Raw genomic sequence first — 26,864 nt, forward strand, 5'->3', positions numbered from 1 at the left:
TCGACGGTCACCACTTCGCACAGAGAAGGAGAACGAGATGACCCAATGGCGCAAGCAAACCGCCTCCGAGGTGTTCACGCCGGAGGAGGTCACCGCAAGGCTCGCCGAGGAACTGCCGAAATGGTATCTGGAAGACGGCTGGATCCGACGCAAGTTCAAGACCAGCGGCTGGAAGGGCACGCTCATGGTGGTCAACACCGTGGGTCACCTGGCCGAAGCCGCCTGGCACCATCCGGACCTGACCGTCTCCTATGCCTTCGTGACGGTCAAGCTCATGAACCATGCGGCCAAGGGCATCACCGAGAAGGACTTCGAGCTGGCCAAGAAGATCGAGGAGGTGGTGATGTGGCAACCGGGCGCGGCGGAAGGCGCCGTGCTCGAAGGCACGCCTGACGATCCAAGGTTCAAGTACATCAAATATGACTGAAGCCGTCGCGTCCGCGTGACGCGCCGGCCAGTTACAGGCGCGCCCTGACCCAGAACCACGCCCCGGCGGTCAAGGCCAGCCACACGCAGACAACGAGGACCGCGCCCAGCCGGCTGCGCGGCTTCGCGCCCTTCGTCATCATCCAGTCGTCGGCCTGCACACGGCATTCGGCAAGCACGTCCGCGGGCAGGAGCCGGATGGCCAGCCAGATCAGGCCGGGCAGCAGCAACACGTCATCGACGTAGCCCAGCACGGGGATGAAGTCCGGTATGAGGTCGATCGGGCTCAGCGCATAGGCGACCACGAACAGGCCCAGCGCCTTGGCATGCCAGGGCGTGCGGGGGTGCCTGCCGGCAAACCACAGCGTCAGGCCGTCGCGCTTGATCCGCCTTGCCCAGGTGCCGAGCTTGTCGAGCATGCCCATGCGTCGCCGGCCGCCGATACGCCAACGGTGCTCAGGGCCGCAAGGGCGCCGGCGCTTCGTGCGGCGGATCACTGGCCCGCACCGGCCACAGCACCGATGCAATGGCCACCATCATCAGCGCGACCGCGGTCCAGTCCTGCCAGTACACGGTTTCGCCCAGCCACAGCGCGCCGCTGAACACGCCCAGCACCGGGATCAGCATCACGCTCAGCGTGGACGCCACCGGCGGCAGGCCCCGCGCCAGGGAGAACCAGGCGGCATGCGCAAAACCGAAGATCAGCACGGCGTTGTAGGCGATCGCGGCCCAGGCGGCTTGGCCCGGCGAGCGCCATTGCGAACCTTCGAACAACAGCGACAGCACCGTCATCACGACGGCGGTGAGCGCGGTCATCCAGAACGACAGCGTCAGCGTCGGCAACGGGATGCGGGTGCGGCGCAACAGTTGCGTGCCCAGCGCCCAGGTGGCCGCCGCCACCAGCGCCAGCGCAACGAAGCCCGGGCGCCCGGAAAGATGCGTGAACTCATGCCACAGCAGGAGCGCCACGCCCAGCGCGCACGCGCCCACGCCGAGCCAGCCGCGCCGTGTCAGCACCGCCGAGAAAAGCACCGCGCCGATCACGGCCGAGAACACCGGCATCGTGTAGCCCAGGATCGCCGCGCGCCCGCTGGACAGCGCCTTCACCGCCAGGATGATGCAGGCGTGCCACACGAACATGTTGGTGGCGCCCAGCCAGAGCAGTTCCGGCCACTGCCGGCGTGGCACGCGGAACGGCGTCTTCATGGCGACCAGCGCCAGTCCGAGCACCGGCAAGCCGAGCCACAGCGAGAGCGCGCGAAAAGCCAGCGGCGGGTAGTCGGCCACGCCCAGCTTCATCACCGGCCAGTTGAGGCCCCATGCGAGCGTAAGTGGAACGAGCAGGGCGAACTGGCGCAGCGTGAGCGTTTGCATGGTTGCGCATTGTGGGGAACTTCGGGAGCTCATGCAGCGCGTCCAGCGCGCGTCGCGCCGGGCCACTCACTTGGGTCGCGGACGTTTCACCGCCTTGTCGGGCGGCTGCAGGCGGCCGGCGCGTAGCTCCTTCACCGCATGCGCCACCGCTCGCGCGACGTTGCGCACCTCCTCCTGCACAGCGTGGTCGGCGTCGAATGCATCGTGGCTCGTTGCATAGGGCTTGTAGTAGCCGATGTAGCGGTCCAGCCGCGCTTGCGGTCCGGCGTCGATGAGGCCCATCCAGTCCAGCCAGTCGCTGAGGTTGCGGCGCAGGTCCTCGACACCCGCGACATCGCCGTGGACCACCAGGCCGTAGACGCGTCCGGCCACGTGCTTGGGATAGTCCCAGCCCTTCATCTCGAGAGTCTTGGCTTCGCTGACTGTCTTGCCGTGCGTGCTGCTGGGGTCGGGGTTGCCACCGTCCGCGCAGACCAGCCGGTCGATCATGAGCTTGAGCGGGCTGGTGGCCTGGTACCAGTGCGTCGGCGTGAAGAGGATCACGCCGTGCGCGGAAACCCAGCGCTCGTAGATCTCGTTCATCCAGTCGCCGACCTGGCCGAGCGAGTGGTTGGGATAGCAGCTGCAGGGCCAGTGGCACAGCGGCATGGCGGTCGACACGCAGCCCTTGCACGGGTGGATCCTGCGCCCGTATTCGGAGGTGAGCAGGCTCAGGTCCAGCACGTCGGTTTCGATCTGCGCATTGTCCAGTTGGGTCTTCGCAAGCTGCACCATGCGATGCGTCTTGGAGTTCTCGCCGGGACAGGTGCCGTCGTTGCGCGACGAGCCGTTGACCAGCAACACGCGTGAACGTGTCGTCGATTTGCCCCACCCGACCTGGGCCTTGCGCAGGCGCGATCGGGCTTCGAGCCATTCCACGGAGACCTGGTATTCGGGATCCGCGAAGCCCTTGCCCGCCTTGCGCGTGACGGGCGCCTTGCGGCTGTCCTTGTAGTTGTTCCACGCGATGGTCTCCAGCCTTGCGAGCGCTTCGCCTTCGGGGGCGAAGCTCGGGTCCGCGAAGGATTGCATGAAGCGATCGTGGAATGCGGCGCGTTGAAGCTGGCCCGGCGCTTGGCCTTTTCGGATCTTGATCATCGTGCCAATGAACATACGGCGCCCAGCGACGGGCTGCAGCGGCGGCGCGGCGGCAGGCGCGGTAGGTGGCAGCCTACGGTGCAAGGCACGCGCTACCTCATGTCAAAAGACATCGGGTCGTGATTCCTTTCCGTATTCCCTACAAGCGGTAGCCCCCGTCGCTGACGGTTTGCGGCCATGCGCGTCGTCATCTTCGGTCTTGACGCACAGCCCTCCGGGCGGCGCTTTCGACCAACCAACCAACGAAGGAAACAACATGGCCAAGGATCAAGACTTTCCCGAAACCCGTGACCAAAACCGCGACCCGATCACGGGCGCTCCCGGTGCGCATCCCGTGGGCACCGGCGTAGGTGCGACAGGCGGCGCACTCGCAGGGGCTGCTGCCGGCGCGATGGCCGGACCCGTGGGCGCCGCGGTGGGGCTGGTGGCGGGCGCCGTTGTCGGCGGCCTGGGCGGCAAGGCCGTCGGCGAGCGCATCAACCCGACCGCCGAAGACGCCTACTGGCGCAAGAACTACGACACGCAGCCCTACTATGAAGCGGGCTACGGCTATGACGACTACGGCCCGGCCTACCAACTGGGTTACACCGGGCGCGACACGCTGGGCAGGGACTTCGACACCGTCGAGCCGACACTGGCCAGCCGTTGGGAGGCCGACCGTGGCGCGTCCCAGCTCGACTGGCCGCGCGCCCGCCAGGCTACGCGCGCTGCCTGGGACCGCGCCGACCAGACCTACTTCAATGCCGACGAAGTCACTGCCGGCGATGGCCCGGCCTATGAGGAGCCGCTGTCCAACGACGACGTGGTGGACGTGCTGAACGACCTGCTCGAGAACACGCGCGATGGCGGCTACGGCTTCCTGACATGCGCCGAGGAGGTGGAGTCGGCGTCGATGAAGCAACTGTTCCTGAGCCGGGCCGAAGGCTGCCGCCAGGCGGAATCGGAACTGGTCCAGCTCATCACCACCTATGGCGGCAAGCCCTCGGACGGCGGTACGGCGGCGGGCGCGATGCATCGCGGCTGGGTGCATGTGAAGGGCGCGCTCGGCGCCAACAGCGAACTGTCGATCCTTGAGTCATGCGAGCGCGGAGAAGACACCGCCATTGCCCGCTATCGCAAGGCGCTGAAGCAGAGCCTGCCGGCAGACGTGCGAAGCGTTGTGCAGCGTCAGGCGGACGGCGCCCAGCGCAACCACGACCAGATCCGCGACTTGCGCAATGCCGCGCGTGCGCGCGACGAAGCCTGAGTTGGTTGAGTGACGTCCAGCGACCGGCGCCGGAAGGCGTCGGTCCTGGCACTTGTGGCGCCCGGATGTTCGCGCGCCGTCGGCCACTTCATGTCCCTGAAGCCGGCTTTGGCCTTGGATCGGCTTGCGCCTGTTGCGCACAGGCGTCCCTGGCGTCGGCAGAGAGCGCGCCGCACGCGTTCCTGCTCAGCTCGTAGGCCGCCTTGGCCCGCTCCGCAGCGACCTTGCGCGCATTGTCCGGACTCGGCTTGTAGAGCTGCTCGAGTTCCGCCCGCGCCACCGCCCGAGTGCCTTGGGCCTGCTTCAGGCAAACGTCCCTGCCGCTGTCGTCGACGCCGCCGCATCTGGTCTTCGCGGCCTGGAAGTTGGCCTCGATGACGTTGCCCGCGACGGTGTATTCACCCTTGGTCATCGCCTGCACGCCGGTCAAGGCAAGAAGCGACGCTGCGATCGCAAGCGCAAACAGATGTTGTTTCATATCGAGCCCTCCCTGCTCTGAATGGATCAAGTGCCGCGACGTCCGGAGCGCGCGGCAACGGCAATGTACGCAAGCGTGCCCAACCCTGTCGTAGGACAAGCGCCATCGCCTCCTGCAGGCATTCGCCACGCGGCGCCGTTGCGGGCGCCAGCCTCGAGGGTCAAACCACCCGGCTGGCGTGCCCTTCCCAGAACGCATCGCGCAGCTTGCGCTTGTACAGCTTGCCCGTGGGCAGGCGCGGCAGCTGGTCGGTGAAGTCCACCGACTTCGGGCACTTCATGTGCGTCAGGTTCGACTGGCAGAAGTCGATCAGTTCGGCCGCCAGTTCGGGCGTATGCGCGAGGCCCGGCACCGGCTGCACCACGGCCTTGACTTCTTCGCCAAGGTCCGCGTTCGGCACGCCGAACACCGCTGCGTCGGCTACCTTCGGATGGGTGACCAGCAGGTTCTCGCATTCCTGCGGATAGATGTTGACGCCGCCCGAGATGATCATGAAGGTGGATCGATCGGTGAGGTAGAGATACCCGTCGTCGTCGACATAGCCCATGTCGCCCACGGTGCTCATCGTTCCGTCGGGCGAGCGGGTGAGGGCGGTGCGCTCGGGGTCGTTGAAGTAGACGAAGGGCGTGGCCGTCCTGAACCAGATCTCGCCCGGCTGGCCCCTGGGCACCGGCTGCATCTGCTCGTCGAAGATGTGGATGTCTCCGAGCAGCACCTTGCCCACGGAGCCGCGGTGCGCCAGCCACTGTGGCGTGTCGCAGGCGGTGAAGCCCAGGCCCTCGGTGGCGCCGTAGTACTCGTGAACGATCGGACCCCACCACGCGATGATCTCCTCCTTCACCTGGACCGGGCAGGGCGCCGCGGCGTGCACGACGATCTTCACCGTCGACATGTCGGCCTTGGCCCGTTCCTCCGGCGGCAGCTTGAGCAGCCGCGAGAACATCGTCGGCACGAGCTGGGTGTGGGTGACCCGATGCTTCGGTATCAGCGCAAGGTATTGCTGCGGGTCGAAGTGCTCCATGATGATCGCGGTGCCGCCGTGCCGGATGGTCTGCGACACATTGGCCAGCGGCGCCGAGTGGTACAGCGGCGCCGGCGAGAGGTAGATCATTCCTTCCTCGCATTGCCACAGCTTGCTGAGGAAGAGCAACAGCGGCATTTGATGGCTCGGCGGTTCTTCCGGCAGCGGACGCAGCACGCCCTTGGGACGGCCGGTGGTGCCGGACGAGTACAGCATCGAGGTGCCGAGCCATTCGTCGGCGACGGGCGTGTCGGGCAGGTCCGCCAAGGCCTCGCCGAGGTCGACGAGCCGCGCCGCGCCGGCGGTCTGGCCCGCGAGGCCCGGGCCGCCGCCTGCCACCAGGCACAGCGTGACCTTCGGGCATTCCGCCAGCGCCTGGCGCGCCACGGCCAGCTTCTCGGCTGAGGTGATGAGCACCCGGGACTCGCTGTTGTTGACGATGTAGGCCATCTCCTGCGCGGTGAGGTAGGCGTTGATGCAGGTGTAGTAGAGGCCCGTGCGTTCGCCAGCCACGCAGCACTCGATGAAGTAGCGGTTGTTTTCCATGAACACCGCGAAGTGGTCGAGCCGCTTCAGGCCCTGCGCGCGCAGCAGGTGCGCGAGACGGTTGCTGCGTGCTTCCAGTTGCGCATAGGTCAACGACTCGCCGCTGGTGGCCATGATGAAAGCGGGGCGCTCGGCGTGCTGCTGCGCATACTTGCCTGGGTACATGTTCTCGGGCTCCGGGTAGCTGGGGGCGATTCCGGATTCTCCCGATCCGATGGTCTTGCGCGATAAGGGGTTGCCCGCGAAGCGGGAGTCCCATGGCAGACGGCGTGGCCAGCAGCCCGTCGCAGGCGCAACTCCGTGACACAGTGTCCCCGCCTCGATACAGCGGGTGGTCGGCGCAAGGCGCGCAACCCGATCCCCTCGCGGTTTGGCGGCGGAACAGACCTTGCTTTGGAGCCACGATGCACATGTCTCCATCCAGTGCCGAGGAAACCATGCTTGCCGACGAATCGGCGACGGTCACGGTCCGTGCGCCCGGGCGCCTGCACCTCGGCTTTCTCGATCCATCCGGTTCGCTGGGCCGGCGCTTCGGCAGCCTGGGGCTGGTGATCAACGGCTTCGAGACCGAGGTCGAGCTGGGCGCTTCGTCCTCCACGCAGGTGAGCGCGAACGGGCCGGCGGCGCTTGCGGATGTGGAGCGCGCGGAAGCCGAGCTGCGGCTGCTGCAACGCCACAGCGGCCACCATGAGCCGCTGCACCTGCGGCTGGTGCAGGTGCTGCCCGCACATGCCGGCTTTGGCTCCGGCACGCAACTGGCGCTGGCCATCGCGCGCGCCTTCGCGCACTGGCATGGGCTGGACTTGTCCACGGCCCGGCTGGCGCAATGGCTGGGGCGCGGCCAGCGCTCCGGCATCGGTGTCGCCGGCTTCGACCTGGGCGGCCTGCTCGTCGATGGCGGACCTGACGCGCATGGCGAGCCGCCGGTGATGCTGTCGCGCATCGCGTTGCCTGCAGAATGGCGGGTGCTGGTCGTTCAGGATGGCGCGCAGCGGGGCCTGTCGGGCGCGGCCGAACAGCAGGCCATCCGCACCCTGCCGCCGATGCCGCAGGCACAGGCCGCCGAGATCTGCCACCAGGTGCTGATGCGCGTATTGCCGGGAGCGGCCGGCGCGGAGTTTGCGCCCTTCGCCGCCGGCGTCACGCACATCCAGCGCCTGCTGGGCGCGCACTTCGCGCCGGGGCAGGGCGGCCACGCCTTCACCAGCGCGGCGGTGGGGCGGGTGATGGACTGGATCGGCATGCACGAACCGCTCAGCGCGCTGGGCCAGAGCTCATGGGGGCCGACCGGCTTTGCCATCCTGCCGTCCATGTCGCGTGCCGAGGCGCTGGCCGGCGCGCTGTATGTCGCCGGGGTGGTTGCCCCATCGCTGTCGCTGCGCATCGTCTCGGGCCGCAACACCGGCGCCACGCTGGTGGACCGCCGACCGGGCGCGTCGGTGCGCTGAACTGCCACGCCGCAGCAGGCATATGGAGCTTCTTCAGATGGAACGTCCCTACATCCTCCACATGTTCACGCCGGGCCGCCGCATGAGCCCGTTCGACATCAACATGGCCGCCGACGCCGGCTACCAGGTGATCGTGCCGTACACCGATTGCGATGCCGACAGCGTGGCCAGCCTGACGCAGGACACGATCTTCTCGCGCAGCCCCAAGGGCCTGCTGCGCACCGGCATCTTCATCGGCGGGCGCGATGCGCTCGAAGCCGCCGACCTGCTCAAGCGGGCCAAGGCCTCGATGTTCAAGCCCTTCCAGGTGTCGCTGATGGCCGACCCGAGCGGGGCGTACACGACGGCGGCAGCGATGGTGGCCTGCGTGGAGGCTGCACTGCGCACGCATCACAAGGCGGAGTTGACGGGCCGGCAGGTCGTGGTCTTCGGCGGCACCGGGCCGGTCGGTCGAATTGCAGGGGTGATCGCGGCGCAGGCGGGAGCGCAGGTCGTTCTTTCAAGCCGGGGCAGCGCGAGCGCGGCGCAGGAGGCCGCGCGCAAGACGGGCGAGCGCTTCGGCGTCGAACTCAAGGGCGTGTCCGGCAGCGATGGATCGGCCTTGCATGACGCGATCGCGCAGGCCGATGTGCTGCTCGCCTGCGCGGCGGCAGGCGTGCAGGTCGTCTCGGCCGAGACACTCGCTTCCGCCAGTCGACTCAAGGTGGCAGCCGACGTCAATGCGGTGCCGCCGCAAGGCATTGCCGGCGTCGACGCGATGGACAACGGCAAGCCGCTGGACGGCACCGCGGCGGTGGGCATCGGCGCCCTGGCCATCGGCAACGTCAAGTACCAGACGCAGCAGCGCCTGCTGGTGCAGATGCATGACGCCGAATCGCCCGTGGTGCTGAGCTTCGCCGAGGCCTTTGCGACGGCGCGTGCCTTCATCGCCGAAAAGGCGCCATGAGGCGGAGGCCGCGATGACTGCGCTGGCTGTGGCTGCCATCTCCGCGCGCATGCTGGCGGAGTCGGCGCGTGACGACGACATCGACGTGGTGGCGCTCGACCTGTTCGGCGATGCCGACACGCGGCGCGCGAGCGAGGAGTGGATCCGCATCGGCGATGCGTCGAGCATGCGCATCGACGACGCGCTGCTGCTGTCGGCGCTGGCCGCGCTCGCCCGGCAGGAGCGCGCAACGGCCTGGATCGCAGGCCCCGGCTTCGAGGGCCGGCCTGACCTGCTGGAGCGTGGCGCGGCGCTGCTGCCGCTGATCGGGACGCAGGCCGAAGCCGTGCGGCGCGTGCGGGATCCGCAATCCTTCTTCGGATTCCTGGATGCACAGGGAATTGCACACCCCGCGATTCGCGTGGATGCGCCGGAGGACGCGACCGGCTGGCTGGTCAAGGACGCGCTGGCGTGCGGCGGCTGGCACATCCGTCGACTTGCGGCAGCGGGCACTTGCGGCGAGCTGACGGACCATCACTACTTCCAGCGCGAGGTCCAGGGCCGGCCCATGTCGGCGACCTTCATCGCCAACGGAAGCGACGCCGATGTGCTCGGCTTCAATCACCTGATCGTGCGGCCCATGGCCGGCTGCCCCTTCGTGTTCTGCGGCGCGGTCGGCCCCGTGCCGCTGCCTGCCGACGTGGGCGCCGGGATCACTGGCGCCGTGCGCGCCCTGGCCGCGGCCTTCTCGCTGCGCGGCCTGGGCAGCCTGGACTTCATGCTCGATGGCGATGTCGTCCACGTGCTCGAAGTCAACCCGCGACCGTCCCTGAGCATGGGGCTCTACCGGCGCTTGCGCCGCCTGTCGGCAGCCCCGGGCATGATGTCGGCGCATGTCCGCGCGTGCGTCCAGGGCGAGCTGCCGCAATGGCCGTCGCACGTCGGGAACATCCCCGTGCAAGGCACCGAGATCATCTATGCCAGGCATCCGGTCTCGCTGGACGAGTCCGCGGCGAAGCGCCTGGCCGGCCATGCCGACTGCCATGACCTGCCCAACGCCCCCATGCAGTTCCAGGCCGGTGAACCGGTGTGCAGCGTCAGCGCCAGCGGTTCCAATGCCGACGAGGTGTACGCCATGCTGCGGCGCCGCCGCGAGGCCGTGCACCTCTCCCTGGAGACTTCCCAATGACCGACCACCCGGCGCCGCCCGCGTCGAAGCCCAGCGTCAACGCGCTCGCCCGTCCGCTCGTGGAGCGCCTGCGCGCGCAGGCCGAGTTGCTCGACGTTCAGGTGCGTCGCGACGAATCCGGCGTCTGCATCGTCGACGCGGGCATCGCGGTGCGCGGCAGCGTGGCGGCGGGCCTGTTGATCGGAGAGATCTGCATGGGCGGCCTCGGCCAGGCGCACCTGGCCACGGGCGGGCTGGAAGGCTGGCCGACCTGGATCGAGGTGCGAAGCGCGCAGCCGGTGCTGGCCTGCATGGGCAGCCAGTACGCGGGCTGGAGCCTGGCGGCGAGCAAGGAGGAGACGGGCGGCAAGAAGTTCTTCGCGCTCGGTTCCGGCCCGGCGCGCGCGCTTGCGGCCAAGGAGACGCTGTTCTATGAGATCGGCTACCGGGACAGCGCGGACACGGGCGTGCTGGTCATGGAAGTCGACCGTGCGCCGCCCCGCGTGATCATCGACAAGCTGCTGCGCGACTGCCGCCTGAGTGCGGATGCGTTGACGCTGATCCTCACGCCGACCAGCAGCCTGGCCGGCACCACGCAGGTGGTGGCGCGGGTGCTGGAGACGGCGCTGCACAAGGCGCACCAGCTGGGCTTCGCGGCCGGCGACATCGTGGGCGGCTCGGGCGCCGCGCCGTTGCCCGCGCCCAGCCCCGACGGCGTGGAAGCCATGGGCCGGACCAACGACGCGATCCTGTATGGCGGGCGCGTGCACCTCACCGTTCGCGGCGACGACGGGGCGGCGCGCGCGCTCGCCCGGAACCTGCCCTCGCGCAACTCCGCCGATCACGGCCGTTCCTTCGCCGACATCTTCAAGGCCGCCGACTACGACTTCTACAAGATCGACGGCGCGCTGTTCGCGCCGGCCGAGGTCTGGGTCAGCAACCTCGACAGCGGCAACACCTGGCATGCAGGCGGGCTGGACATGCAACTGTTGCTCGGCTTGTGGGGCAAGGAAGCCTGATGGGCCTGGCGGTCGCCATCATGACCGACGAGATCGGCTGGCACACCCGCCAGCTGCAGGCGGCGCTGCGTGCGCGAGGCTGCGTCGGACGGTGCATCGACCTGGCGGACTGCAGGATCGACACGACGGCCGCCTGGCATGGGCTGGTCATCCCCGGCTTCGGGCGGGAACTGCCCGAAGCGGTGATGGTGCGCGGCATCGCGGGTGGCAGCTTCGAGCAGGTCACCAAGCGCCTCGGCGTGCTGCATGCGCTGCGTGAACTCGGCGTGCCCGTCTACAACGACGCGCGGGCCATCGAACGCAGCGTCGACAAGTCGATGACCAGCCTGCTGCTGCATGCCGCGCGCATCCCCACGCCGCCGACCTGGGCCACCGAATCGCTGGCGCAGGCGCAGCGCATCGCGATCCGCGAGGGCGCGGCCGGCCATGCACTGGTGCTCAAGCCGCTGTTCGGTTCGCAGGGCAAGGGGCTGCGGCTGGTGGGCGAAGTGGCGGGGGTTCACCATGCCTTGCCCGATATCGGCGCGGCCTATGGCGGGCTGGCCTACCTGCAGCGCTTCCTGCCGGCACAGACGAGCCCGGGCTTCGACTGGCGGGTACTGGTGATCGGCGGGCGCGCCGTCACCGCGATGCGGCGGGTCAGCGCGCACTGGATCCACAACGTCGCGCAAGGCGCACGCTGCGAGCCGGCGGTCTTGACGACCGAACTCGCGCAGCTGGCCCAAGGCGCCGCACAGGCCCTGGGTATGGACTACGCCGGTGTCGACCTGATGCCGTCACCGCCGCGCACGGGTGCGAAGGCCAGGGGCGGCATCCAGGTGATCGAAGTCAATGGCGTCGCCGCCTGGCAGGGTTTGCAGCGCGTGACCGGCTTCAACATCGCCGCCGCGCTGGTCGACGACCTGCTGGGGCGCAGGCTCGCGCCCGCAGACGGTGTCGTTCGCTCGCAAGTGCCGCGTCGGGCATGAATGGCATCGCTGCCCTCGCGCGCGAAACGCAGAATGCCAGGGACTGCTTCCTGAGGGCCTGCGAACTCGACGTGGCCGTGCGCAAGCCGGGCAATGTGAGCTTCGCATCGCCGGGCCACCGCATGACGGCCGAACTCTTCATTGCCAGCGCGCAGGCCGCGGCCAGGCCGCTGTTCAAGCCCGGTGCCACGGTGGGCGAGCGGATCGAGGGCGCGGTCGAGGCCACCTGGGCAGTGGCCGGCTGCAACACCAACCTGGGCATCCTGCTGCTGTGCGCGCCAATCGCCCGCGCGGTCGAACTGGCGCCCGATGCCATCGGGTCCGCCGCCCGCCTGCAGGCCGCCGTCGAGGAGGTGCTGCAGGCGCTCGACCTGTGCGATGCGCAAGCCGCCTATCGCGCCATTGCGCGCGCCCATCCCGGCGGCCTGGGTTCGGCGCCAGAGCAGGATGTGCGGCAGCCGCCGAGCATCGGCCTGCGCGAGGCGATGGCGCTGGCGGCCGACCGGGACACCATCGCGCGCCTGTACCGGGACGGCTATGGCGCGCTCCTTGACCTGGCAACGGACTCGCTTGGCGGAGCGTTCTCGCTCTTGCCGATGGCGCAGGGGGATGCGGCCGGCGCCCGCACGACCGCTGCGGTGCAGCGCCTCTACCTCGCGCTGCTCGGCGGCATTCCGGATTCACACATTGTTCGGATTCATGGCGAGGCCGTGGCACACAGTGTCATGGCTGCGGCGCAGGGCTGGCAGGCCAGCGCGGGCGGCGCAGCCAGCCTGGATGCCGATCCCGATTTCGCGGCTTGGGACGATGCGCTCAAGGCCCGCCGCATCAACCCCGGCACCACGGCCGACCTGACGGTGGCGGCGCTCCTCCTGGCCGGGCTGGTACGACCCTGAAGCGAGGCCCGCGACGCCGCGCCGCGGAAGCGCGCGACCGCGGTGACGCCCTCGCGGCGCGGGTGGCACGGAAAGTGATATCCGATGTCTCGCACGGGCCAATGGGGCCGGTGTATTTCTGGCCAAAACGCATCCTGGAGACAAACAGCCATGGCAAAAATCGATCGCATGATGGTGGGTGAATCGCTCGTCGGCGAGGGCAACGAAGTGGCCCACATCGACCTGATCATCGGACCGCGCGGCAGCCCCGCGGAAACCGCGTTCGCAAACGCGCTGACCAACCAGAAAGACGGCTTCACCACGCTGCTGGCAGTAGTCGCACCCAACCTGCTGGCCAAGCCTGCCACCGTGATGTTCAACAAGGTCACGATCAAGGGCGCCAAGCAGGCCGTCCAGATGTTCGGCCCGGCGCAGCGCGCGGTGGCCATGGCCGTGGCCGACTGCGTCGAAGACGGCACCATCCCCGCGGACGAGGCCGACAACCTGTTCGTCTGCGTCGGCGTGTTCATCCACTGGCAGGCCGACGACGACAAGAAGATCCAGCAGTTCAACTACGAAGCCACCAAGGAATCGATCAAGCGCGCGGTCGCCGGCTCGCCGACGGCAGCGGAAGTGGTTGCCAAGAAGGGCACCGTGAGCCATCCTTTCGCGGCGAACTAGTCCTCCGTCACAGCTCGCTCCGGCCCGGGACTTCGGCGCCATTCGACACCGAGGTCTCCCATCCAGAGCAACCACCGCGAAACCACAGAGATCAGCGACGTTGCCGGGCCCGCGCCCGGCGATGGTTCGCTGGGCGAGCATTCGAAGCCGCGTTCGCGCTTCGCCTGGTGCATCACCGGCTCCGGGCATTTCCTCGACGAGTCGATGGCCCTGGCCGCGCGCCTGCCCAATGTCGACCTGTTCCTCTCCGCAGCCGGCGAGGAAGTGCTGGAGATCTACAAGCTGCACGTCGACGAACTGAAGCCGCGCTTCCGCGTCTTCCGCGACAAGACCGCCAGCGGCGTGCCGGTCGGCATGCTGTACGACGACGTCTATCACACGGTCGTCGTCGCGCCGGCCACCAGCAATACGGTCGCCAAGTGCGCCTTCGGCATCAGCGACACGCTGCCGAGCAACATGTTCGCGCAGGCCGGCAAGCTCGGCATCCCGGGCATCGTGTTCGCATGCGATACCGAGCCGGTGGTCGTCACCAAGTCGCCGCACAAATGGGTCACGCTGCGACCGAGGCGCATCGAACTGGACAACGTGGACAGATTGCGGCAGATCGACTTCTGCCAGGTCGTCGCCTCGCCCGCAGAACTGGAGGCGGCGCTCGACGCCCGGCTGCAGGAACTCGCGCTCGCATGGAACACATCCTCTTCCTGACCGGGCACCTCGCGCGGCCGAGCCTGGAGCGGGTGCTGGCGCAGATTGCGCTTGCGCCCTTCACCTGGGAAGCACGCGACCTGGGCTTGCAGGTTGCGGGGCTCATGACTGCCGACATGGTCCGCCGCCGGGTGCCGCTGCCTATTGCTGGCATCGATCGCATCGTCGTGCCGGGTCGCTGCCGCGGCGACATGGACGCGCTGTCGCAGCACTTCGGCGTCCCGGTGCAGCGCGGCCCCGAGGAACTGAAGGACCTGCCGCTGTTCTTCAACCGCGTCGCCCATCCGATCGCGCTGGACGAATTCGAGGTCGCGATCTTTGCCGAGATCGTCGATGCGCCGCGACTTGGCGTGGCCGACATCCTTGCGCGCGCGGCCAGCCTGCGCGCCGATGGCGCCGATGTCATCGACCTGGGTTGCCTGCCGGAGACGCGCTTCGGCCACCTCGCAGAAAGCATCCAGGCCTTGAAGGCGGAGGGCTTTCGGGTGAGCGTCGATTCGGTCGATGCGGACGAGTTGCTGCGCGGCGGTCGTGCCGGCGCCGACTACCTGCTGAGCCTGAACCTGGACACGCTCTGGGTGGCCGACGAGGTGGCCTCCGTGCCCGTGCTGATCCCTCGCACACCGGCCGATGAAGCTTCGTTGCATGAAGCCATCGAACGCATGCAGCGGCAGGGCCGTGAGTTCCTGGCCGACCCGATCCTGGAGCCGATCCCCTTCGGCTTTGCGACCTCCATCGTGCGCTACCACCGGCTGCGCGAGTGTTTTCCCGAGGCGCCGATCATGATGGGCGTGGGCAACCTGACCGAGCTGACAGAGGCGGACACGAGCGGCATCAACGCATTGCTGTTCGGCATCTGCGCAGAACTCGACGTGGCCGCCGTGCTCACCACGCAGGTCAGCAACCATGCCCGGCGCGCCGTGAAGGAAGCCGATTGGGCGCGGCGCATCATGCATGCCGCGCGCCGCCACCAGACCCTGCCCAAGGGCATGAGCGATGCGCTGATGACCGTGCATGCCAAGCGCCCGTTCCTGGACACGCCCGAAGAGATCGAAGCGACTGCCGCGCAGGTGCGCGACCCCAATTTCCGCGTGCAGGTGTCCGCCCGCGGCCTGCATGTCTACAACCGCAACGGCCTGCGGACGGGGCAGGGCGCCTTCGAGTTGTGGCCGCGGCTCGGGCTCGAGGACGATGCGGCCCATGCCTTCTACATGGGGGTGGAGCTGGCGCATGCCGAGATCGCGCACAAGCTCGGCAAGCGCTATGTGCAGGACCAGCCGCTGGACTGGGGCTGCGCCGTCGAACGCGCCCCCGAGGATGCGAAAGCCTGGTGTGCGCCGGGCACGACCCTGGCGACGCGACGCAAGACCACCGAGGCGCCCATGAATCCACAGACCGCAACGGAAGGCTCGGAGCCTTCCTCCGACAGGTCGCATGGAGATTGCAAGAAATGAACGACGTGATCTTCGAAACCGTGGTGACGACGCTCGCGCCTGACGGCCGCAAGCACGTTGCGCCGATGGGTGTGCGCTACCGCGGCGAGCATGTCGTGCTGATGCCGTTCCGACCCTCGACCACCTTCGACAACATCATCGTGACGCGCTGCGCGGTGCTCAACATCGTGACCGATACGCGCGTCTTCGCTGGCTGCGTGACAGGCCGCCGCGATTGGCCGACCCAGCCGGCCGAGCGGATCGCAGGGGTGCGCCTCGACTGCGCCCTGAGCCATGTGGAACTGCAACTGGACGATATGCGCGACGATGCACAACGCCCTGTGCTGAACATGGCACGCGTCCACGAGGCCGTGCATGCCAGCTTCATCGGCTTCAACCGTGCGCAGGCCGCCGTGCTCGAAGGCGCGGTGCTCATCAGCCGGCTGCACATGCTGCCGCCGCAGAAGATCGACAGCGAGATGGCCTACCTGCAGATTGCCATCGACAAGACCGCGGGGCTGGCGGAGCACGAGGCTTGGGGCTGGCTCGTCGAGGCGGTGCGTCTGCACCGCGAGAAAGCTGCTGCCACCACCGCCGCTGCTGCCGCCGAAATCACCGGGAGACCGTCGTCATGAAAATGCTCGTCAGTGTTCGAAGCGTCGAGGAAGCCTTGCTGGCCGCGGACGGCGGCGCCGACTTCATCGACCTGAAGGAGCCCGGCGCGGGTGCGCTGGGCGGCCTGCCGGTGACCACCATCCGCGAGATCGTCGTCGCGCTGCGACGCCATCGCAGCGGCTTGCTCGTGAGCGCCACCATCGGTGATGTGCCGATGCACGAGGCGCAACGCATCGCGGCGTGCGTCGATGCCGTGGGTGGCTGCGGCGTTGACTACGTGAAGGTCGGCATCGAGCGCGACTCGCATGCGCCGGCGGTGCTGGATGCGCTGGCGGCGAGCGGCTGGCCCATCGTTCCGGTGTTCATTGCAGACCGCGGGTTGGACATGGCGCACGTGGCCCACGCCTGCGCGCTGCGCTTCCCCGGCGTGATGGCCGACACCTTCGACAAGCGGGCCGGGAGCTTGTTCGATGTGCTGCCGATGCAGGTGCTGCGGGAGTTCGTCGACGCGGTGCGCGGGGAGGGAGTGATGGTCGGGCTGGCAGGTGCGTTGCGCGCCACGCACGCGCCCTTGCTGCAAGAACTGGCGCCCGACTTCGCTGGTTTCAGGACGGCAGTCTGCGTGGGGGACCGGAGCACCGCACTCGACCCGCAACGGTTGCGGGCGCTGGGCGTGTTGATGCGCGGGCGTGCCGCGGAAGCTGTTGTGGATTCGTGAGGCTCGATGCGGCGCGTGGCGGTGCAGCCGAGATTTTTTAGGTTTGCCTCTAAAGAACGCACGAGGGAGTTCATTCCATGATCACGCGCAATGAACGACTTGCCGCATCCCTCGACGAACCGTTCGTTGTGTTCATGATCGGCATGCGCATAAACAGCCTCGTCATGGTTCACAAGTGGTTGCCGGTCGCGACGGCGATGCCGCGCATGATCAAGGAACTCTACGAGAAACCCGAATTGGGATTTCTCCACGCCGAATCCTGGTTTGGTCGCACCACGATCATGGTTCAATACTGGCGCACCCTTGACCAGTTGCTGGCCTATGCACGAAACAAGGAAGCTGTGCACCTGCCCGCGTGGCGCGCGTTCAACAAGGCCGTCGGAACCAACGGCTCCGTAGGCATCTGGCATGAAACCTATGTCGCGTCGCCTGGGACCTACGAGAACATCTATGTCAACATGCCTCCGTTCGGCTTGGGAAAGGTGGGTTCGGTTTACCCCGCAATGGCCGGCAAGCAAACGGCAGCCTCTCGCATGGGTGTGCGCGGCGGCAGTGCGCTGTAACCCTTTCTTCAAGCTGACCTGCCTACTGCGTTCCGCTCAAGTCAAACGTTAGCAGGCAAGTCATGGCGATTGCTCAGAAGATCCAGATCCTGGCGCGGTATAACGCTTGGGGAAAATCAGAGGCTGTTCGCTTTCCTCGACACGCTGCCGAGCGACGTACCAACTCGAACGCTTCCAACGGGATTTCGCAGCATCATTGGAACGCGTGAATCACGCCAACATCGTTGATCAGATCTGGAAAGCTCATCTCGAAGGCGTTCCACATGGATTCACATCGCGGACGAGCGATTCGGTGCCAGTGCTTAGCAGCCTTTGCGAGTCTCAGTTGGCGATAGATCAATGGTCAACCACAAGACTTATCACCGCGGGTATGTTGCGGACCTGCTGTATCAGGTTGGATTGAAGCTGCCTGTGATGGACCTTCCAGTCTATTTGCGCGATGGAGTGCAGAGATAGGCTCAGTCAGTCGCGGCCACCCCCGCAGCCGTGCGAGGGTGGTCGGTCCGTCAGCTCGTGGCCGGCTGCTTGGCGGGTCGACGCGCCCGCGGACGTGCCGCCTTCTTCGCCGCCACGACACGGCCTTCGGGCGCCTTGCGCGGCGCCCTCGGGCGCTTGGGCGCTGCTTCTGCGGCTGGCGCTTCTTGTGCCTGTTCTTTGACTGCGGGCTTCGCAATGTCTCTGACCAGATCGTCGAACGCTTCCGAGGTGTAGCGCGCCAGCTTTTCAATGTCCGGAACAGCCTCCGGCATCGCGAGAAAGCCGATCTGCAGGCGTTCGCCCAGGGACACGGCGGTGACGTTCAGCAACTGCCCTGCAGGCACCACCGAAATCGGCAGCACCATCTCGACCGGTGCTCCCATGAGGTAGCGCTTCTCCGGGAAGCCAAAGGGGTTCGACACCATCAGGTTGCTGACCGACAAGCCACGTTTCAGGCCTGCTTTTTCGACCAGCGCCGGCAGGCCGTGCACGAGCGTCGTGTAGAGCATCACCGTGTCGTTCGTCGACTTGTTGATGACGCTCTTGATGGTTTCGGTCTCCGCATGGATCGCGTCGAGCCGCTCCCGGGCGCTCAGCTCAGGCGCGCCCAGCGGGAACTGCAGGACCGCAATCTGATTGCCCCCATCCGCATTGGCGAGGGCAATGGGCATCGCCGTCACCAGTGCCTTGCCAGGCTTTTGACCCTGATCGCGCAGGTAGCGCGCGAGGGCAATATCCAGGCACACGAGCAAGAGGTCATTCAGTGTTGCGCCGTGGGCCTTGCCGAATGCCTTCATGTCGCGAATGGGCAGCGTCGTAAACGCGAACGAGCGTTTGGACGAAGCCCGACCACGGAGCGCTCGGGGAATGCCCGTGAAAGGCAAGGACATTCCCTTCGCGCCCAGTCCGAGCGCCTTCAGCCATTGCTGTCCGAGCATGCCGTACACCCCGACGGCCGACGATGCCGTGCCTTTCACCCCGCCCAGCAGCTTGGTCAAGCGCTGGCCGACGGAGGCTCGAACACCGTCTTCCCTGGCTCGCGTCGGTAGGGCCTCCCACATCGCACGCACCGACCGATCCGTGTCCGACAGCGCCAGCCAGTTCGAGATCGCCTGCACAAAGCCGCGGCCATCGATGATGCCGTGGTGGGTCTTGCCGTACAGCGCGACCTTGCCCCCTTCGAGGCCATCGATCACGTACAGGTCCCACAGCAGCCGCGAGCGGTCAAGGCGCGTCTCGTGCAACTCGCAGACCTTCGCGGACAGCTGCCCAAAATCGCCGGGCGCCGCAAGCGTGATGCGGTGCACGTGCGACGCGATGTCGGGATCCGCGTCGATCTCAAGCGACGGCATGCCAAGCATCGGCACGCGAAGCTTGTAGTTGAACGGGACGCCAGGCGGTCGCTTGAGCATCCCGGCCACCAGGCGATCGGCAAAGGTTGCGCGTCCGCGCGCTGGCGGATCGAGCAGGATCAACGGACCGATGTTGAAGGGACGTTCGGGCGTTTCGAGCACGAACATCGCAAGGTCGATGATGGACAGGGCGGGCATGGCTTGTCTCTTATGCGCTTTGTGGGTTGTTGCCGGCGCGGCCTTCAGGCTACGCCGCGCAACTCGCGCCGGAGGATCTTGCCGACCGTCGACTTGGGGAGTGCCTCGATGATGCGAACCACCTTCGGCACCTTGTAGCCGGTCAGCGCGGTGCGGCAATGCGCGATCACATCTGCTTCCGTGAGGGTCGCGCCGGGGCTCGCCACCACGAAGAGCTGGATCGCTTCGCCCGTCTTCGCGTCAGGCGCGCCGATGCATGCGCACTCGGCCACGCCGGGGCATGAAGTGGCAACGGCCTCGATCTCGTTCGGGTACACGTTGAAGCCCGACACGATGATCATGTCCTTGATGCGGTCCACGATCTTCAGGTTGCCGCGCTCGTCGAACACGCCGACGTCGCCGGTGCGGAAGTAGCCGTCCTCCGTGAAGGCCGCGGCGTTGACTTCAGGCTTTTCCCAGTACCCGCTCATGACCTGTGGACCCTTGGCGCAGATCTCGCCGGATTCGCCCAGCGCCGCTTCGTTGCCGTCGGCGTTGATCAGCTTGATGTGCGTCGAGGGGAAGGGCAGGCCCGTGGTGCCGGAGAACTCCTTGATGAAAGGCACGTTCAGCGACAGCACCGGGCTGGTCTCCGACAGGCCGTAGCCCTCCAGAATCAGCTTGCCCGTGACTTCCTGCCAGCGCTTGGAAGTGGCCGGGATCACGGCGGAGCCGCCGCCCACCGACAGGCGCAGGTGCGACCAGTCGACTTCTTTGAGCTTGGGATGTGCAGCCAGGCCCGCATACAGCGTGTTCACGCCCGCGAAGACCGAAATCTTCGAATCCTTGAAGGTCTGGATCAGGCCGTCGATGTCGCGCGGGTTGGCCACCAGCCAGTTCTCCGCACCGAGCGAGAAGTAGGTGATCAGGTTCACCATCAGCGCGAAGATGTGATACAGCGGCAGCGCCGTGACGATGACGTCTTCACCGGGGCGCAGCGTCTCCTGCATGAAGGCCTTGTACTGCTCGGTGTTGGCGACCAGGTTGCGGTGCGAGAGGCATGCGCCCTTCGACAGGCCCGTGGTGCCGCCGGTGTACTGCAGGAACAGCAGGTCGTCGCCGGTGAGTGTGGGTGCGACGTAGTCGGTCGGCTTGCCTTCGCTCAGGATGGTGCCCAGCGCGACAGTACCGGTGAGGCGCGCATCGATGGCAGGCGCCGGCAGCGCGCTGTTCGGCAGGCCGTCGCCAGGGCCGGCGGTGATGATGGTCGTGACCGGCGTGTCCTTGACGATCTCGGCCAGCGTGGCCGTCGAGCCGTTGAAGATGACGACGGTCTTGACGCCCGCATCGTTGAGCTGGTGACCCAGTTCGCGCGGCGTGTAGAGCGGGTTCACGTTCACCTGCACGGCGCCGGCGCGCACGATGCCGAAGAACACGATGGGGAAGGCGGCCAGGTTGGGCATCATGACCGCGATGCGGTCACCCTTCTTCACGCCAAGTTCCCGCTGCAGGTAGCTCGCGAACTGAGCCGACAAGCGGTCCACATCGGCAAAGCTCAGTCGCTGGCCGAAGGAAACGAAGGCCGTTTTGTCGGCGTACTGCTTCATCGCCTGCTCGAGCATCTGGACGACCGAGCTGTAGGCGTCGGGGTTGATGTCGTGGGGAACCTTGCCGTAGGAAGCGAGCCAGTGTCGTTGTGCCATTTTTGTTGTCTCCGAATAGTCTTGAGTCTTGAAGCGCGTGAATCAGGGCGTCACGATGTTGAAGAACTTGTCGAAGGTCTCGACGTTCGCGAACACGTTGGCCAGCACTTGCGGGTTGCCTTCGACGGTGACCATCTTGGCTTCCACCAGTTCAGGCAGCTTCTTGCCCTGCAGCAGCATGGCGAGGAATGCAGGGCGGGTCAGCGTGAGCTTGACGTCCGGATTCTTCAGCACGCGACCCTTGGTGTTGTTCAGCACTGAGTTCGACAGTTCGAGCGCCCAGTTTTCCTTCAGGTCGGTGAACTCCATCTGGATGTTGGCCTTCATGCCGTCTGTCTTCTCATGGTTCAGGCGCAGTGCGACGAAGTCGAACAGCAGCTCGTTGTCCATGCCACGAACGACGTCAGGGCTTTGGGTGTTCGTCGGCGGCTTGATGACGCCTTCGCGCAGTTCGCGCGCACCCACAAGGTAGGCATTGCGCCAGGTACCGCCTTCGGACTGGTAGCCCAGTTGCTCGAGCGTGTCGGCGCCGAGTGCCTTGGCCGCGGCATTGTTCGGATTGGCGAAGATGACGCGGTTCGTGACTTCGGCGGCCCAGCGATAGTCCCCGTCGTTGAAGGCCTTCTGCGCGACCTTCAAGGCAGCCTTCTCGCCACCCATGGCGGCGACATAGCGCTTGGACAGGTCGACCGGGGGCAGGCGGTTCAGCGTCGAGGGGTTGCCATCGTAGAAGCCGAGGTAGGACTGGACCACGCCGCGCAGGTTGTGGCTGAGGGTGCCGTAGTAGCCATGCGTGCTCGAATCCGCCGCCAGGCCCTTGGGGAAGAACTTGGCATCGCCGACCTCATCCAATGTCTCGCCCTTGTTCGCGAGGTTGATGGCGTAGTCGTGCATGAAGCGATAGGTGTCGCGCTGGTCGATGATGAACTTGCGGATGTTGTCCTTGCCGAAGGTCGGCCAGTGGTGGCTGGCGAAGACGACTTCCGCGTCAGGATACAGGTCGAGCGCCGAGTTGATGTACTTGCTCCACGCCAGCGAGTCGCGGATCTTGGCGCCGCGGATGGTGTAGAGGTTGTGCATCGTCTTGGTGATCACTTCAGACGCGCACAGAGCCTTCTTGTCGGGGAAATAGAACATCATTTCCGACGGTGCCTCGGAGTTCTGCGCCATCTGGAAGACGATGCGAACGCCGTCCACGGTCATTTCCTGGCCGGTCTTGGTGATGGTGTCGGTCGGCGGGATCAGGCCCGTCGTGCCGTAGCTCAGCGCCTTGCCCAGGCCGCCGCCCACGGCCTGGCGTTCGTTGGCGTCGAGGCCGACGCCGAATTGGTAGGTGGCGCGGCGCGTCATCGCGTTCCCGGCCAGCACGTTCTCGGCAATGGAGTTGTCCATGAAGCCATCGGGTGCGATGACCTTGACCTTGCCGGCCCTGATGTCGTCCTCGCTGACCACGCCGCGCACGCCGCCGAAGTGGTCCGCATGGCTGTGGGTGTAGATCACGGCCACGACCGGCTTCTTGCTGCCCAGCTTTTCCATGGCGAACTGCAAGGTCGCCTTGGACATTTCGGCGGTGAAGATCGGGTCGATGATGATCCAGCCGGTGTTGCCCTCGACCAGCGTCATGTTGGCGAGGTCAAGGCCACGGATCTGGTAGATGCCGTCGGTGACCTTGAACAGGCCGCTCGCGTTGTTGAGCTTTTCCTGGCGCCACAGGCTCGGGTTGACGGTGGCGGGTGCATCGCCCTTCATGAAGGCGAAGCGGTTGACGTCCCAGACGGTCTGGCCCTTGCCGTCCTTGACGAGCGGGTCGGGCAGGTTCGCGATGAAGCCGCGATTGGCTTCTTCGTTGTCGGTCTTGTCGTCCATGGTCATGCTTTGGGCAATGGCCTGGTTGGCGCGGATCGTGGCTTGCGTGGCGGGCTTTTGCGCTTGCGCGAATGCCTGTCCCGCGAAGGCCACTGCAACGAGTGCGGCGACCAGTGTGGGCTTGAAGTTCTTCATGACTATCGTCTCCTTGATTGAAATAGTTGGTAGTCAGCGGTTGATAAAAAACAAATGTCAGGCGCGTGCATCGGCGCGAATCATGTCCGCGCCCTTCTCGCCGATCATCATGGTCGGGGCGTTGGTGTTGCCGGCGCAGACGACCGGCATGATCGACGCGTCGACCACGCGCAGGCCTTCGACGCCGCGCACGCGAAGGCGCGCATCGACGACCGCCATCGGGTCGCTGTCAGGGCCCATCTTGCAGGTGCAGGCCGGGTGATACTGGGTGTCGGCGCGACTGCGGATGTCTTGTGCGATGCCCTTGACGTCGTTGCGGTCGACCGCATAGTTCATCTTGCCGCGGTACGGGTTGAACGGGCTGGCTTCGAGAATGGCCATCTGCTTCTGCACGCCCTTGACCATCACGTCGAGGTCATGCTCGTCATCGAGGAAGTTCGGATTGATGAGCGGTGCCGCGTGCACGTCGCGGCTCGCCAGCTTTACTGTGCCGCGGCTGCGCGGGTTCAGCAGCTCGATGTGGCAGGAATACCCGTGGCCCATGTGCATCTTGCGGCCGTGGTCGTCCACCACCGCCACGACGAAAACCATTTGCAGGTCGGGCCGATCGAGCTCGGGCGAGGACTTCAGGAACGCGCCGGCCTCGGCGTAGTTGGAGGTGATGACGCCTTGCCGGTTGAACCGCCAGTCGGCCATCGCGCCGGTCAGGCGGACCGAGCCGCCGAGCGACAGTCCGAAGGTGTCCTTGCTGCTGCTGGTCTTGTAGCTCTGGATATGGTCGATGTGGTCTTGCAGGTTCTGCCCGACGCCAGGGAGGTCGTGCAGCACCGGGATGCCCAGGCGCTGCAGGTCGGCGCCAGGGCCGATGCCCGACAGCATGAGCAGTTGCGGCGAGCCGAATGCACCTGAGGCGAGGATGACCTCGCGGCGCGCGCGCACTTCCTTCTCGGCGCCGTCGACTGTGTAGGCGACGCCGCGTGCGCGCTTGCCTTCGAAGACGATGCGCGAAGTCGTCGCGTTGCAGCGGATCGCGAGATTGGGCCGCGACAGGTGCGGCGTGATGTAGGCCTTGGCCGCGCTGCAGCGCTCGCCGTTGACCTGCGTGACCTGGTACATGAAGGACCCGAACTGGTCCTCCCCGTTGTAGTCGGGGTTGTGGGGCACGCCGTTCATCGCGCAGGCCGCCAGGAATGCCTTGTTGATCGCGCTGGGAGCACGCAGCTCCGCCACGTTCAGGGGACCACCGGTGCCGTGATAGGCACTGTTGCGGTGGGTCTCGTTGTTCTCGGAACGCTTGAAGTACGGCAGCACCTCGTCGTAAGACCAGCCGGCGTTGCCGAGCGCAGCCCAGTTGTCGTAGTCCCAGCGGTTGCCGCGCACGTACAGCATCGCATTGGTCGAACTGGAGCCGCCCAATACCTTGCCTCGCGGCTGGTAGCCCTGGCGACCGTTGAGTCCCTTCTGGGGGACGGTCTTGAAAGCCCAGTTCTTGTACTTGGTCGGCATCATGGCGATCAGCCCGGCCGGCGCATGGATGAAGACACTGTTGTCGGCCGTGCCAGCTTCGAGCACGCAAACCGAGACGTTGGGGTCTTCCGTCAGGCGCGATGCGACAGCGCATCCGCCAGAGCCGCCTCCCACGACGACATAGTCGAACTCTTCGATGCTCATGATGGCCTCCTCGTGGCGCGCGGTGCGAAGCTTGCGCCAACCGATGTGGTATCCCGGTGTCTCATTGAGTGTCCTCCCTGTATGAATAGTTATTCGCGGCGGTCACCGGCCGTACTCTCAACGTGCGCGCCTGGGTGCTGTCCACTCGTTTCCCGACAGACATCACGGTCGAAGCGTTCCTGTCGCCGCCGCAGAACGTCGGCATCATAAGGGCTTCGACTGCCCGCAGGCGTTGAACTTTTGCACGCGAGATTTCGATTCGAAACAGGGCGCGCACCGATCGGTTCGGGCGCGACAGCCTGGAAGCGATGCAGCCCTTTGCCCATGCTGTGGCGCGTTCTGTTTTCTGCGTCATATGCGACATGGAAGCTGCTAAATGCCCGGTGCCGTTGGATTCCGGCTCATCAAGGTCTCAATGTTGCTTTTGGAGATGCGATGCACCTCCAGTGGCGGCGCTGCCGTGGCTCGACGCGCCCAGGCCAGTGTCGGGGTTGCCCAGGAAGAACTTCATCGTCAGGCGCTGTACGAAGGTCCCGTACGGCGGATAGAACAAGTCGACGGGGAAGAACCGATGGCGCTTGAACACCGTCTTCGCATGCGACAACTCGCGGAAGCCTTCTTCGCCGTGGTAGTTGCCCATGCCTGAATTGCCGATGCCACCGAAGGGGGCGTCATGGTTGACCACGTGCCAACCCCAGTCGTTAACCGAGACACCGCCCGAGTGCGTTCGCGTGAGGAGCTTGTCGCGCTCCGCACTGTCGTGGCTGAAGCAGTACAGCGCCAACGGCCGCTCGCGCTCGTTGATGTAGCGGATCGCATCGTCCATCGTGTCGTAGGGCACGACCGGCAGCAGCGGACCAAACAGTTCTTCGGTCATCACCAGCATGTCGGGGCTGAGGTTGGTGACGATCTGCAGCGGCAGTGCGCGACTCTTGCCGACCGGCGCCGGTCCGCAGGATTCGATGTGCGCGCCCTTCGCGCGCGCATCGTCAAGCAGCCGCTGGATGCGCTGGAACTGGCGGTCGTCGACGATCTCGGTGAAGTCCGCGTTGCCTGCGGTCTTGCCCTTGAAGAATCCCTGGAAGGTCTTGCGCACGCCGCCGATGAATTCGTCCACGCGCTCGCGCGGCACGAGCGCGTAGTCGGGCGAGACGCAAATCTGTCCGGCATTGGTCGCCTTGCCATGCGTGATGCGCTTGGCGGCATCGGCGACAGGGTAGTTGCGACTCACGAGCGCGGGCGATTTGCCGCCCAACTCCAGTGTGACCGGCGTCAGGTTGGCAGCGGCGGTGCGCATCACGATCTTGCCGACCCCGGGCGATCCGGTGAAGACGATGTGGTTGAAGGGTTGCGACGTGAAGACGTTGGGGTCGAGCAACTCTTCACCGACCATTGCCACCACGTCCTCGGTGAACACTTCGGCCAACAACTTCTTGAGCACTGCATTGGTGGCCGGCGTGGCCTCGGGCATCTTGATCATGACCCGGTTGCCGGCGGCGATCGCGGCGATTGCCGGGCCGATCGACAGGTAGATCGGGAAGTTCCATGGCGTGATCACGCCGACGACACCCTTGGGTTGGTACATCACCTTGACGCTGTTGCTCAGGAAGAGCAATTCCGTCGAGCGGCGGCTGGGTTTCATCCAGCGCTTGAGGTGCGAGATGGCATGGTTCACTTCCATCATCGAGCCCAGGAGGTCCAGCATCTTTGACTCGGCGTGCGCGCGGTGTCCGAAGTCGCGGCTCATGGCTTCTGCCAGCACGTCCTGGTAGCGCGTGAGCTGCTTCTTGATCGCCTTCAGGCGCGTCAACCGTTCTCCGAGGCTCGGCGAGGGCTCCGCCAGGAAGGCGGCTTGCTGCATGGCGAACAGGCGCGCGACGCGTTCGTTCGCGGCCACTGGTGTGGCCAATGGGCTGCTTTGCATGAATGTCTCCGGGATGGTGAGGACGCCCGGGCGGACGCCACTTTGAGCACGAATTCTCGAAGCTCGTGGGGTAGACGCCTAGGTTCAACACCGACAGTTTTGGGTGAAAATCCGCCAACTTGTCGCGGAGGGATGGAGTGCTGCAGAAAGAGACTATTCGCCAAAAGCTGTCGGCGGTGCCGACGGTGGCGCGCTATGGCAGCGAGATGGAAA

Annotated in this window: 25 protein-coding genes; 15 read left to right on the forward strand and 10 right to left on the reverse strand. The window is 66.3% G+C overall.

Features of this window, described 5'->3' with window-relative positions; all coding sequences use genetic code 11:
• Positions 1-37 precede the first annotated feature (37 nt).
• Positions 38-427, forward strand: a complete 390-nt coding sequence (locus tag HB681_RS10705) for a 4a-hydroxytetrahydrobiopterin dehydratase (RefSeq protein WP_213954787.1) — start codon at positions 38-40, stop codon at positions 425-427.
• 31 nt (positions 428-458) lie between these two features.
• Here HB681_RS10705 and HB681_RS10710 read toward each other — a convergent pair whose 3' ends face one another.
• From HB681_RS10710 to HB681_RS10720, 3 genes are all read right to left on the reverse strand, one after another.
• Entirely contained in the window at positions 459-851 is a 393-nt protein-coding gene (locus HB681_RS10710) for a YkvA family protein (RefSeq protein ID WP_213954788.1), read from the reverse strand.
• 31 nt (positions 852-882) lie between these two features.
• Positions 883-1,800 carry a DMT family transporter gene (locus tag HB681_RS10715; RefSeq protein WP_213954789.1) on the reverse strand — a complete coding sequence of 306 codons (918 nt, stop codon included), beginning with the start codon at positions 1,798-1,800 and terminating at the stop codon, positions 883-885.
• Positions 1,801-1,866: 66 nt separating this feature from the next.
• Positions 1,867-2,937, reverse strand: coding sequence for a flavodoxin family protein (locus tag HB681_RS10720; protein ID WP_213954790.1), 1,071 nt, complete (start codon positions 2,935-2,937; stop codon positions 1,867-1,869).
• A gap of 256 nt (positions 2,938-3,193) precedes the next feature.
• On the opposite strand from HB681_RS10720, the gene HB681_RS10725 reads away from it, so the two are divergent.
• The gene (locus HB681_RS10725) at positions 3,194-4,183 is read left to right on the forward strand and encodes a PA2169 family four-helix-bundle protein (protein ID WP_213954791.1); all 990 of its coding nucleotides are present in this window, start codon (positions 3,194-3,196) and stop codon (positions 4,181-4,183) included.
• A gap of 88 nt (positions 4,184-4,271) precedes the next feature.
• Here the strand turns inward: HB681_RS10725 and HB681_RS10730 are convergent, their stop codons facing one another.
• Both HB681_RS10730 and HB681_RS10735 read right to left on the reverse strand, forming a co-directional pair.
• Positions 4,272-4,661 carry a hypothetical protein gene (locus HB681_RS10730; RefSeq protein ID WP_213954792.1) on the reverse strand — a complete coding sequence of 130 codons (390 nt, stop codon included), beginning with the start codon at positions 4,659-4,661 and terminating at the stop codon, positions 4,272-4,274.
• A gap of 160 nt (positions 4,662-4,821) precedes the next feature.
• A complete protein-coding gene (locus tag HB681_RS10735; protein ID WP_213954793.1) occupies positions 4,822-6,393 on the reverse strand; it encodes an AMP-binding protein in 1,572 nt (523 codons plus the stop codon).
• Positions 6,394-6,638: 245 nt separating this feature from the next.
• Here HB681_RS10735 and HB681_RS10740 point away from each other — a divergent pair, with 245 nt between their 5' ends.
• The 13 genes from HB681_RS10740 (at position 6,639) to HB681_RS38050 (ending at position 17,802) form a co-directional block, all read left to right on the forward strand.
• Positions 6,639-7,676, forward strand: a complete 1,038-nt coding sequence (locus tag HB681_RS10740) for a beta-ribofuranosylaminobenzene 5'-phosphate synthase family protein (protein ID WP_256734908.1) — start codon at positions 6,639-6,641, stop codon at positions 7,674-7,676.
• A gap of 37 nt (positions 7,677-7,713) precedes the next feature.
• Positions 7,714-8,622 carry an NAD(P)-dependent methylenetetrahydromethanopterin dehydrogenase gene (locus HB681_RS10745; RefSeq protein ID WP_213954794.1) on the forward strand — a complete coding sequence of 303 codons (909 nt, stop codon included), beginning with the start codon at positions 7,714-7,716 and terminating at the stop codon, positions 8,620-8,622.
• 13 nt (positions 8,623-8,635) lie between these two features.
• On the forward strand, positions 8,636-9,790 hold the full coding sequence (locus HB681_RS10750; protein WP_213954795.1) for an ATP-grasp domain-containing protein: 1,155 nt from the start codon (positions 8,636-8,638) through the stop codon (positions 9,788-9,790).
• Positions 9,787-10,788 carry a methenyltetrahydromethanopterin cyclohydrolase gene (mch, locus tag HB681_RS10755; protein WP_213954796.1) on the forward strand — a complete coding sequence of 334 codons (1,002 nt, stop codon included), beginning with the start codon at positions 9,787-9,789 and terminating at the stop codon, positions 10,786-10,788. The genes HB681_RS10750 and mch overlap by 4 nt, the downstream gene beginning before the upstream one ends.
• Complete coding sequence (locus HB681_RS10760; RefSeq protein ID WP_213954797.1) at positions 10,788-11,756, forward strand: RimK family alpha-L-glutamate ligase; 969 nt, start codon at positions 10,788-10,790, stop codon at positions 11,754-11,756. The genes mch and HB681_RS10760 overlap by 1 nt, the downstream gene beginning before the upstream one ends.
• Entirely contained in the window at positions 11,753-12,652 is a 900-nt protein-coding gene (locus HB681_RS10765) for a triphosphoribosyl-dephospho-CoA synthase (RefSeq protein WP_213954798.1), read from the forward strand. Before HB681_RS10760 ends, HB681_RS10765 begins: the two co-directional genes overlap by 4 nt.
• Before the next feature lie 150 nt (positions 12,653-12,802).
• A complete protein-coding gene (gene fae, locus HB681_RS10770) occupies positions 12,803-13,312 on the forward strand; it encodes a formaldehyde-activating enzyme (protein ID WP_213954799.1) in 510 nt (169 codons plus the stop codon).
• Between the two features lie 129 nt (positions 13,313-13,441).
• The gene (locus HB681_RS10775) at positions 13,442-14,017 is read left to right on the forward strand and encodes a flavoprotein (protein WP_218628184.1); all 576 of its coding nucleotides are present in this window, start codon (positions 13,442-13,444) and stop codon (positions 14,015-14,017) included.
• A complete protein-coding gene (locus HB681_RS10780; protein ID WP_213954800.1) occupies positions 13,996-15,471 on the forward strand; it encodes a DUF6513 domain-containing protein in 1,476 nt (491 codons plus the stop codon). Before HB681_RS10775 ends, HB681_RS10780 begins: the two co-directional genes overlap by 22 nt.
• Positions 15,468-16,085 (forward strand): DUF447 domain-containing protein, encoded by a 618-nt coding sequence (locus tag HB681_RS10785; RefSeq protein ID WP_213954801.1) that lies wholly within the window; start codon positions 15,468-15,470, stop codon positions 16,083-16,085. The genes HB681_RS10780 and HB681_RS10785 overlap by 4 nt, the downstream gene beginning before the upstream one ends.
• Positions 16,082-16,783, forward strand: a complete 702-nt coding sequence (locus HB681_RS10790; RefSeq protein ID WP_213954802.1) for a (5-formylfuran-3-yl)methyl phosphate synthase — start codon at positions 16,082-16,084, stop codon at positions 16,781-16,783. Before HB681_RS10785 ends, HB681_RS10790 begins: the two co-directional genes overlap by 4 nt.
• A gap of 77 nt (positions 16,784-16,860) precedes the next feature.
• Entirely contained in the window at positions 16,861-17,346 is a 486-nt protein-coding gene (locus HB681_RS10795; protein ID WP_213954803.1) for a DUF4188 domain-containing protein, read from the forward strand.
• Positions 17,347-17,685: 339 nt separating this feature from the next.
• Positions 17,686-17,802: a DinB family protein gene (locus HB681_RS38050; protein WP_256734909.1), complete on the forward strand. Its 117-nt coding sequence runs from the start codon at positions 17,686-17,688 to the stop codon at positions 17,800-17,802.
• Positions 17,803-17,852: 50 nt separating this feature from the next.
• On the opposite strand, the gene HB681_RS10805 is transcribed toward HB681_RS38050, so the two are convergent.
• The 5 genes from HB681_RS10805 to HB681_RS10825 form a co-directional block, all read right to left on the reverse strand.
• Positions 17,853-19,373 (reverse strand): wax ester/triacylglycerol synthase domain-containing protein, encoded by a 1,521-nt coding sequence (locus HB681_RS10805; protein WP_213954804.1) that lies wholly within the window; start codon positions 19,371-19,373, stop codon positions 17,853-17,855.
• 44 nt (positions 19,374-19,417) lie between these two features.
• Positions 19,418-21,055: an AMP-binding protein gene (locus tag HB681_RS10810; RefSeq protein ID WP_213954805.1), complete on the reverse strand. Its 1,638-nt coding sequence runs from the start codon at positions 21,053-21,055 to the stop codon at positions 19,418-19,420.
• Positions 21,056-21,097: 42 nt separating this feature from the next.
• Positions 21,098-23,056 (reverse strand): alkyl sulfatase dimerization domain-containing protein, encoded by a 1,959-nt coding sequence (locus tag HB681_RS10815; protein ID WP_213954806.1) that lies wholly within the window; start codon positions 23,054-23,056, stop codon positions 21,098-21,100.
• 57 nt (positions 23,057-23,113) lie between these two features.
• Entirely contained in the window at positions 23,114-24,727 is a 1,614-nt protein-coding gene (locus tag HB681_RS10820) for a GMC family oxidoreductase N-terminal domain-containing protein (protein ID WP_213954807.1), read from the reverse strand.
• Between the two features lie 412 nt (positions 24,728-25,139).
• Entirely contained in the window at positions 25,140-26,651 is a 1,512-nt protein-coding gene (locus HB681_RS10825; protein WP_213954808.1) for a coniferyl aldehyde dehydrogenase, read from the reverse strand.
• Positions 26,652-26,864: the final 213 nt, after the last annotated feature.

The sequence above is a fragment of the Variovorax sp. dw_954 genome (genome assembly GCF_018449755.1).
Taxonomy (GTDB): Bacteria; Pseudomonadota; Gammaproteobacteria; order Burkholderiales; family Burkholderiaceae_C; genus Variovorax.

Coding starts and splice junctions, on each gene's coding strand:
- HB681_RS10735 (WP_213954793.1), bottom strand. CDS start 6,393: ATGTACCCAGGCAAGTATGCGCAGCAGCACGCCGAGCGCCCCGCTTTC.
- HB681_RS10730 (WP_213954792.1), bottom strand. CDS start 4,661: ATGAAACAACATCTGTTTGCGCTTGCGATCGCAGCGTCGCTTCTTGCC.
- fae (WP_213954799.1), top strand. CDS start 12,803: ATGGCAAAAATCGATCGCATGATGGTGGGTGAATCGCTCGTCGGCGAG.
- mch (WP_213954796.1), top strand. CDS start 9,787: ATGACCGACCACCCGGCGCCGCCCGCGTCGAAGCCCAGCGTCAACGCG.
- HB681_RS10820 (WP_213954807.1), bottom strand. CDS start 24,727: ATGAGCATCGAAGAGTTCGACTATGTCGTCGTGGGAGGCGGCTCTGGC.
- HB681_RS10790 (WP_213954802.1), top strand. CDS start 16,082: ATGAAAATGCTCGTCAGTGTTCGAAGCGTCGAGGAAGCCTTGCTGGCC.
- HB681_RS10750 (WP_213954795.1), top strand. CDS start 8,636: ATGACTGCGCTGGCTGTGGCTGCCATCTCCGCGCGCATGCTGGCGGAG.
- HB681_RS10805 (WP_213954804.1), bottom strand. CDS start 19,373: ATGCCCGCCCTGTCCATCATCGACCTTGCGATGTTCGTGCTCGAAACG.
- HB681_RS10825 (WP_213954808.1), bottom strand. CDS start 26,651: ATGCAAAGCAGCCCATTGGCCACACCAGTGGCCGCGAACGAACGCGTC.
- HB681_RS10720 (WP_213954790.1), bottom strand. CDS start 2,937: ATGATCAAGATCCGAAAAGGCCAAGCGCCGGGCCAGCTTCAACGCGCC.
- HB681_RS10715 (WP_213954789.1), bottom strand. CDS start 1,800: ATGCAAACGCTCACGCTGCGCCAGTTCGCCCTGCTCGTTCCACTTACG.
- HB681_RS10745 (WP_213954794.1), top strand. CDS start 7,714: ATGGAACGTCCCTACATCCTCCACATGTTCACGCCGGGCCGCCGCATG.
- HB681_RS10740 (WP_256734908.1), top strand. CDS start 6,639: ATGTCTCCATCCAGTGCCGAGGAAACCATGCTTGCCGACGAATCGGCG.
- HB681_RS10765 (WP_213954798.1), top strand. CDS start 11,753: ATGAATGGCATCGCTGCCCTCGCGCGCGAAACGCAGAATGCCAGGGAC.
- HB681_RS10810 (WP_213954805.1), bottom strand. CDS start 21,055: ATGGCACAACGACACTGGCTCGCTTCCTACGGCAAGGTTCCCCACGAC.
- HB681_RS10795 (WP_213954803.1), top strand. CDS start 16,861: ATGATCACGCGCAATGAACGACTTGCCGCATCCCTCGACGAACCGTTC.
- HB681_RS10780 (WP_213954800.1), top strand. CDS start 13,996: ATGGAACACATCCTCTTCCTGACCGGGCACCTCGCGCGGCCGAGCCTG.
- HB681_RS10705 (WP_213954787.1), top strand. CDS start 38: ATGACCCAATGGCGCAAGCAAACCGCCTCCGAGGTGTTCACGCCGGAG.
- HB681_RS10725 (WP_213954791.1), top strand. CDS start 3,194: ATGGCCAAGGATCAAGACTTTCCCGAAACCCGTGACCAAAACCGCGAC.
- HB681_RS10760 (WP_213954797.1), top strand. CDS start 10,788: ATGGGCCTGGCGGTCGCCATCATGACCGACGAGATCGGCTGGCACACC.
- HB681_RS38050 (WP_256734909.1), top strand. CDS start 17,686: ATGGTCAACCACAAGACTTATCACCGCGGGTATGTTGCGGACCTGCTG.
- HB681_RS10785 (WP_213954801.1), top strand. CDS start 15,468: ATGAACGACGTGATCTTCGAAACCGTGGTGACGACGCTCGCGCCTGAC.
- HB681_RS10710 (WP_213954788.1), bottom strand. CDS start 851: ATGGGCATGCTCGACAAGCTCGGCACCTGGGCAAGGCGGATCAAGCGC.
- HB681_RS10815 (WP_213954806.1), bottom strand. CDS start 23,056: ATGAAGAACTTCAAGCCCACACTGGTCGCCGCACTCGTTGCAGTGGCC.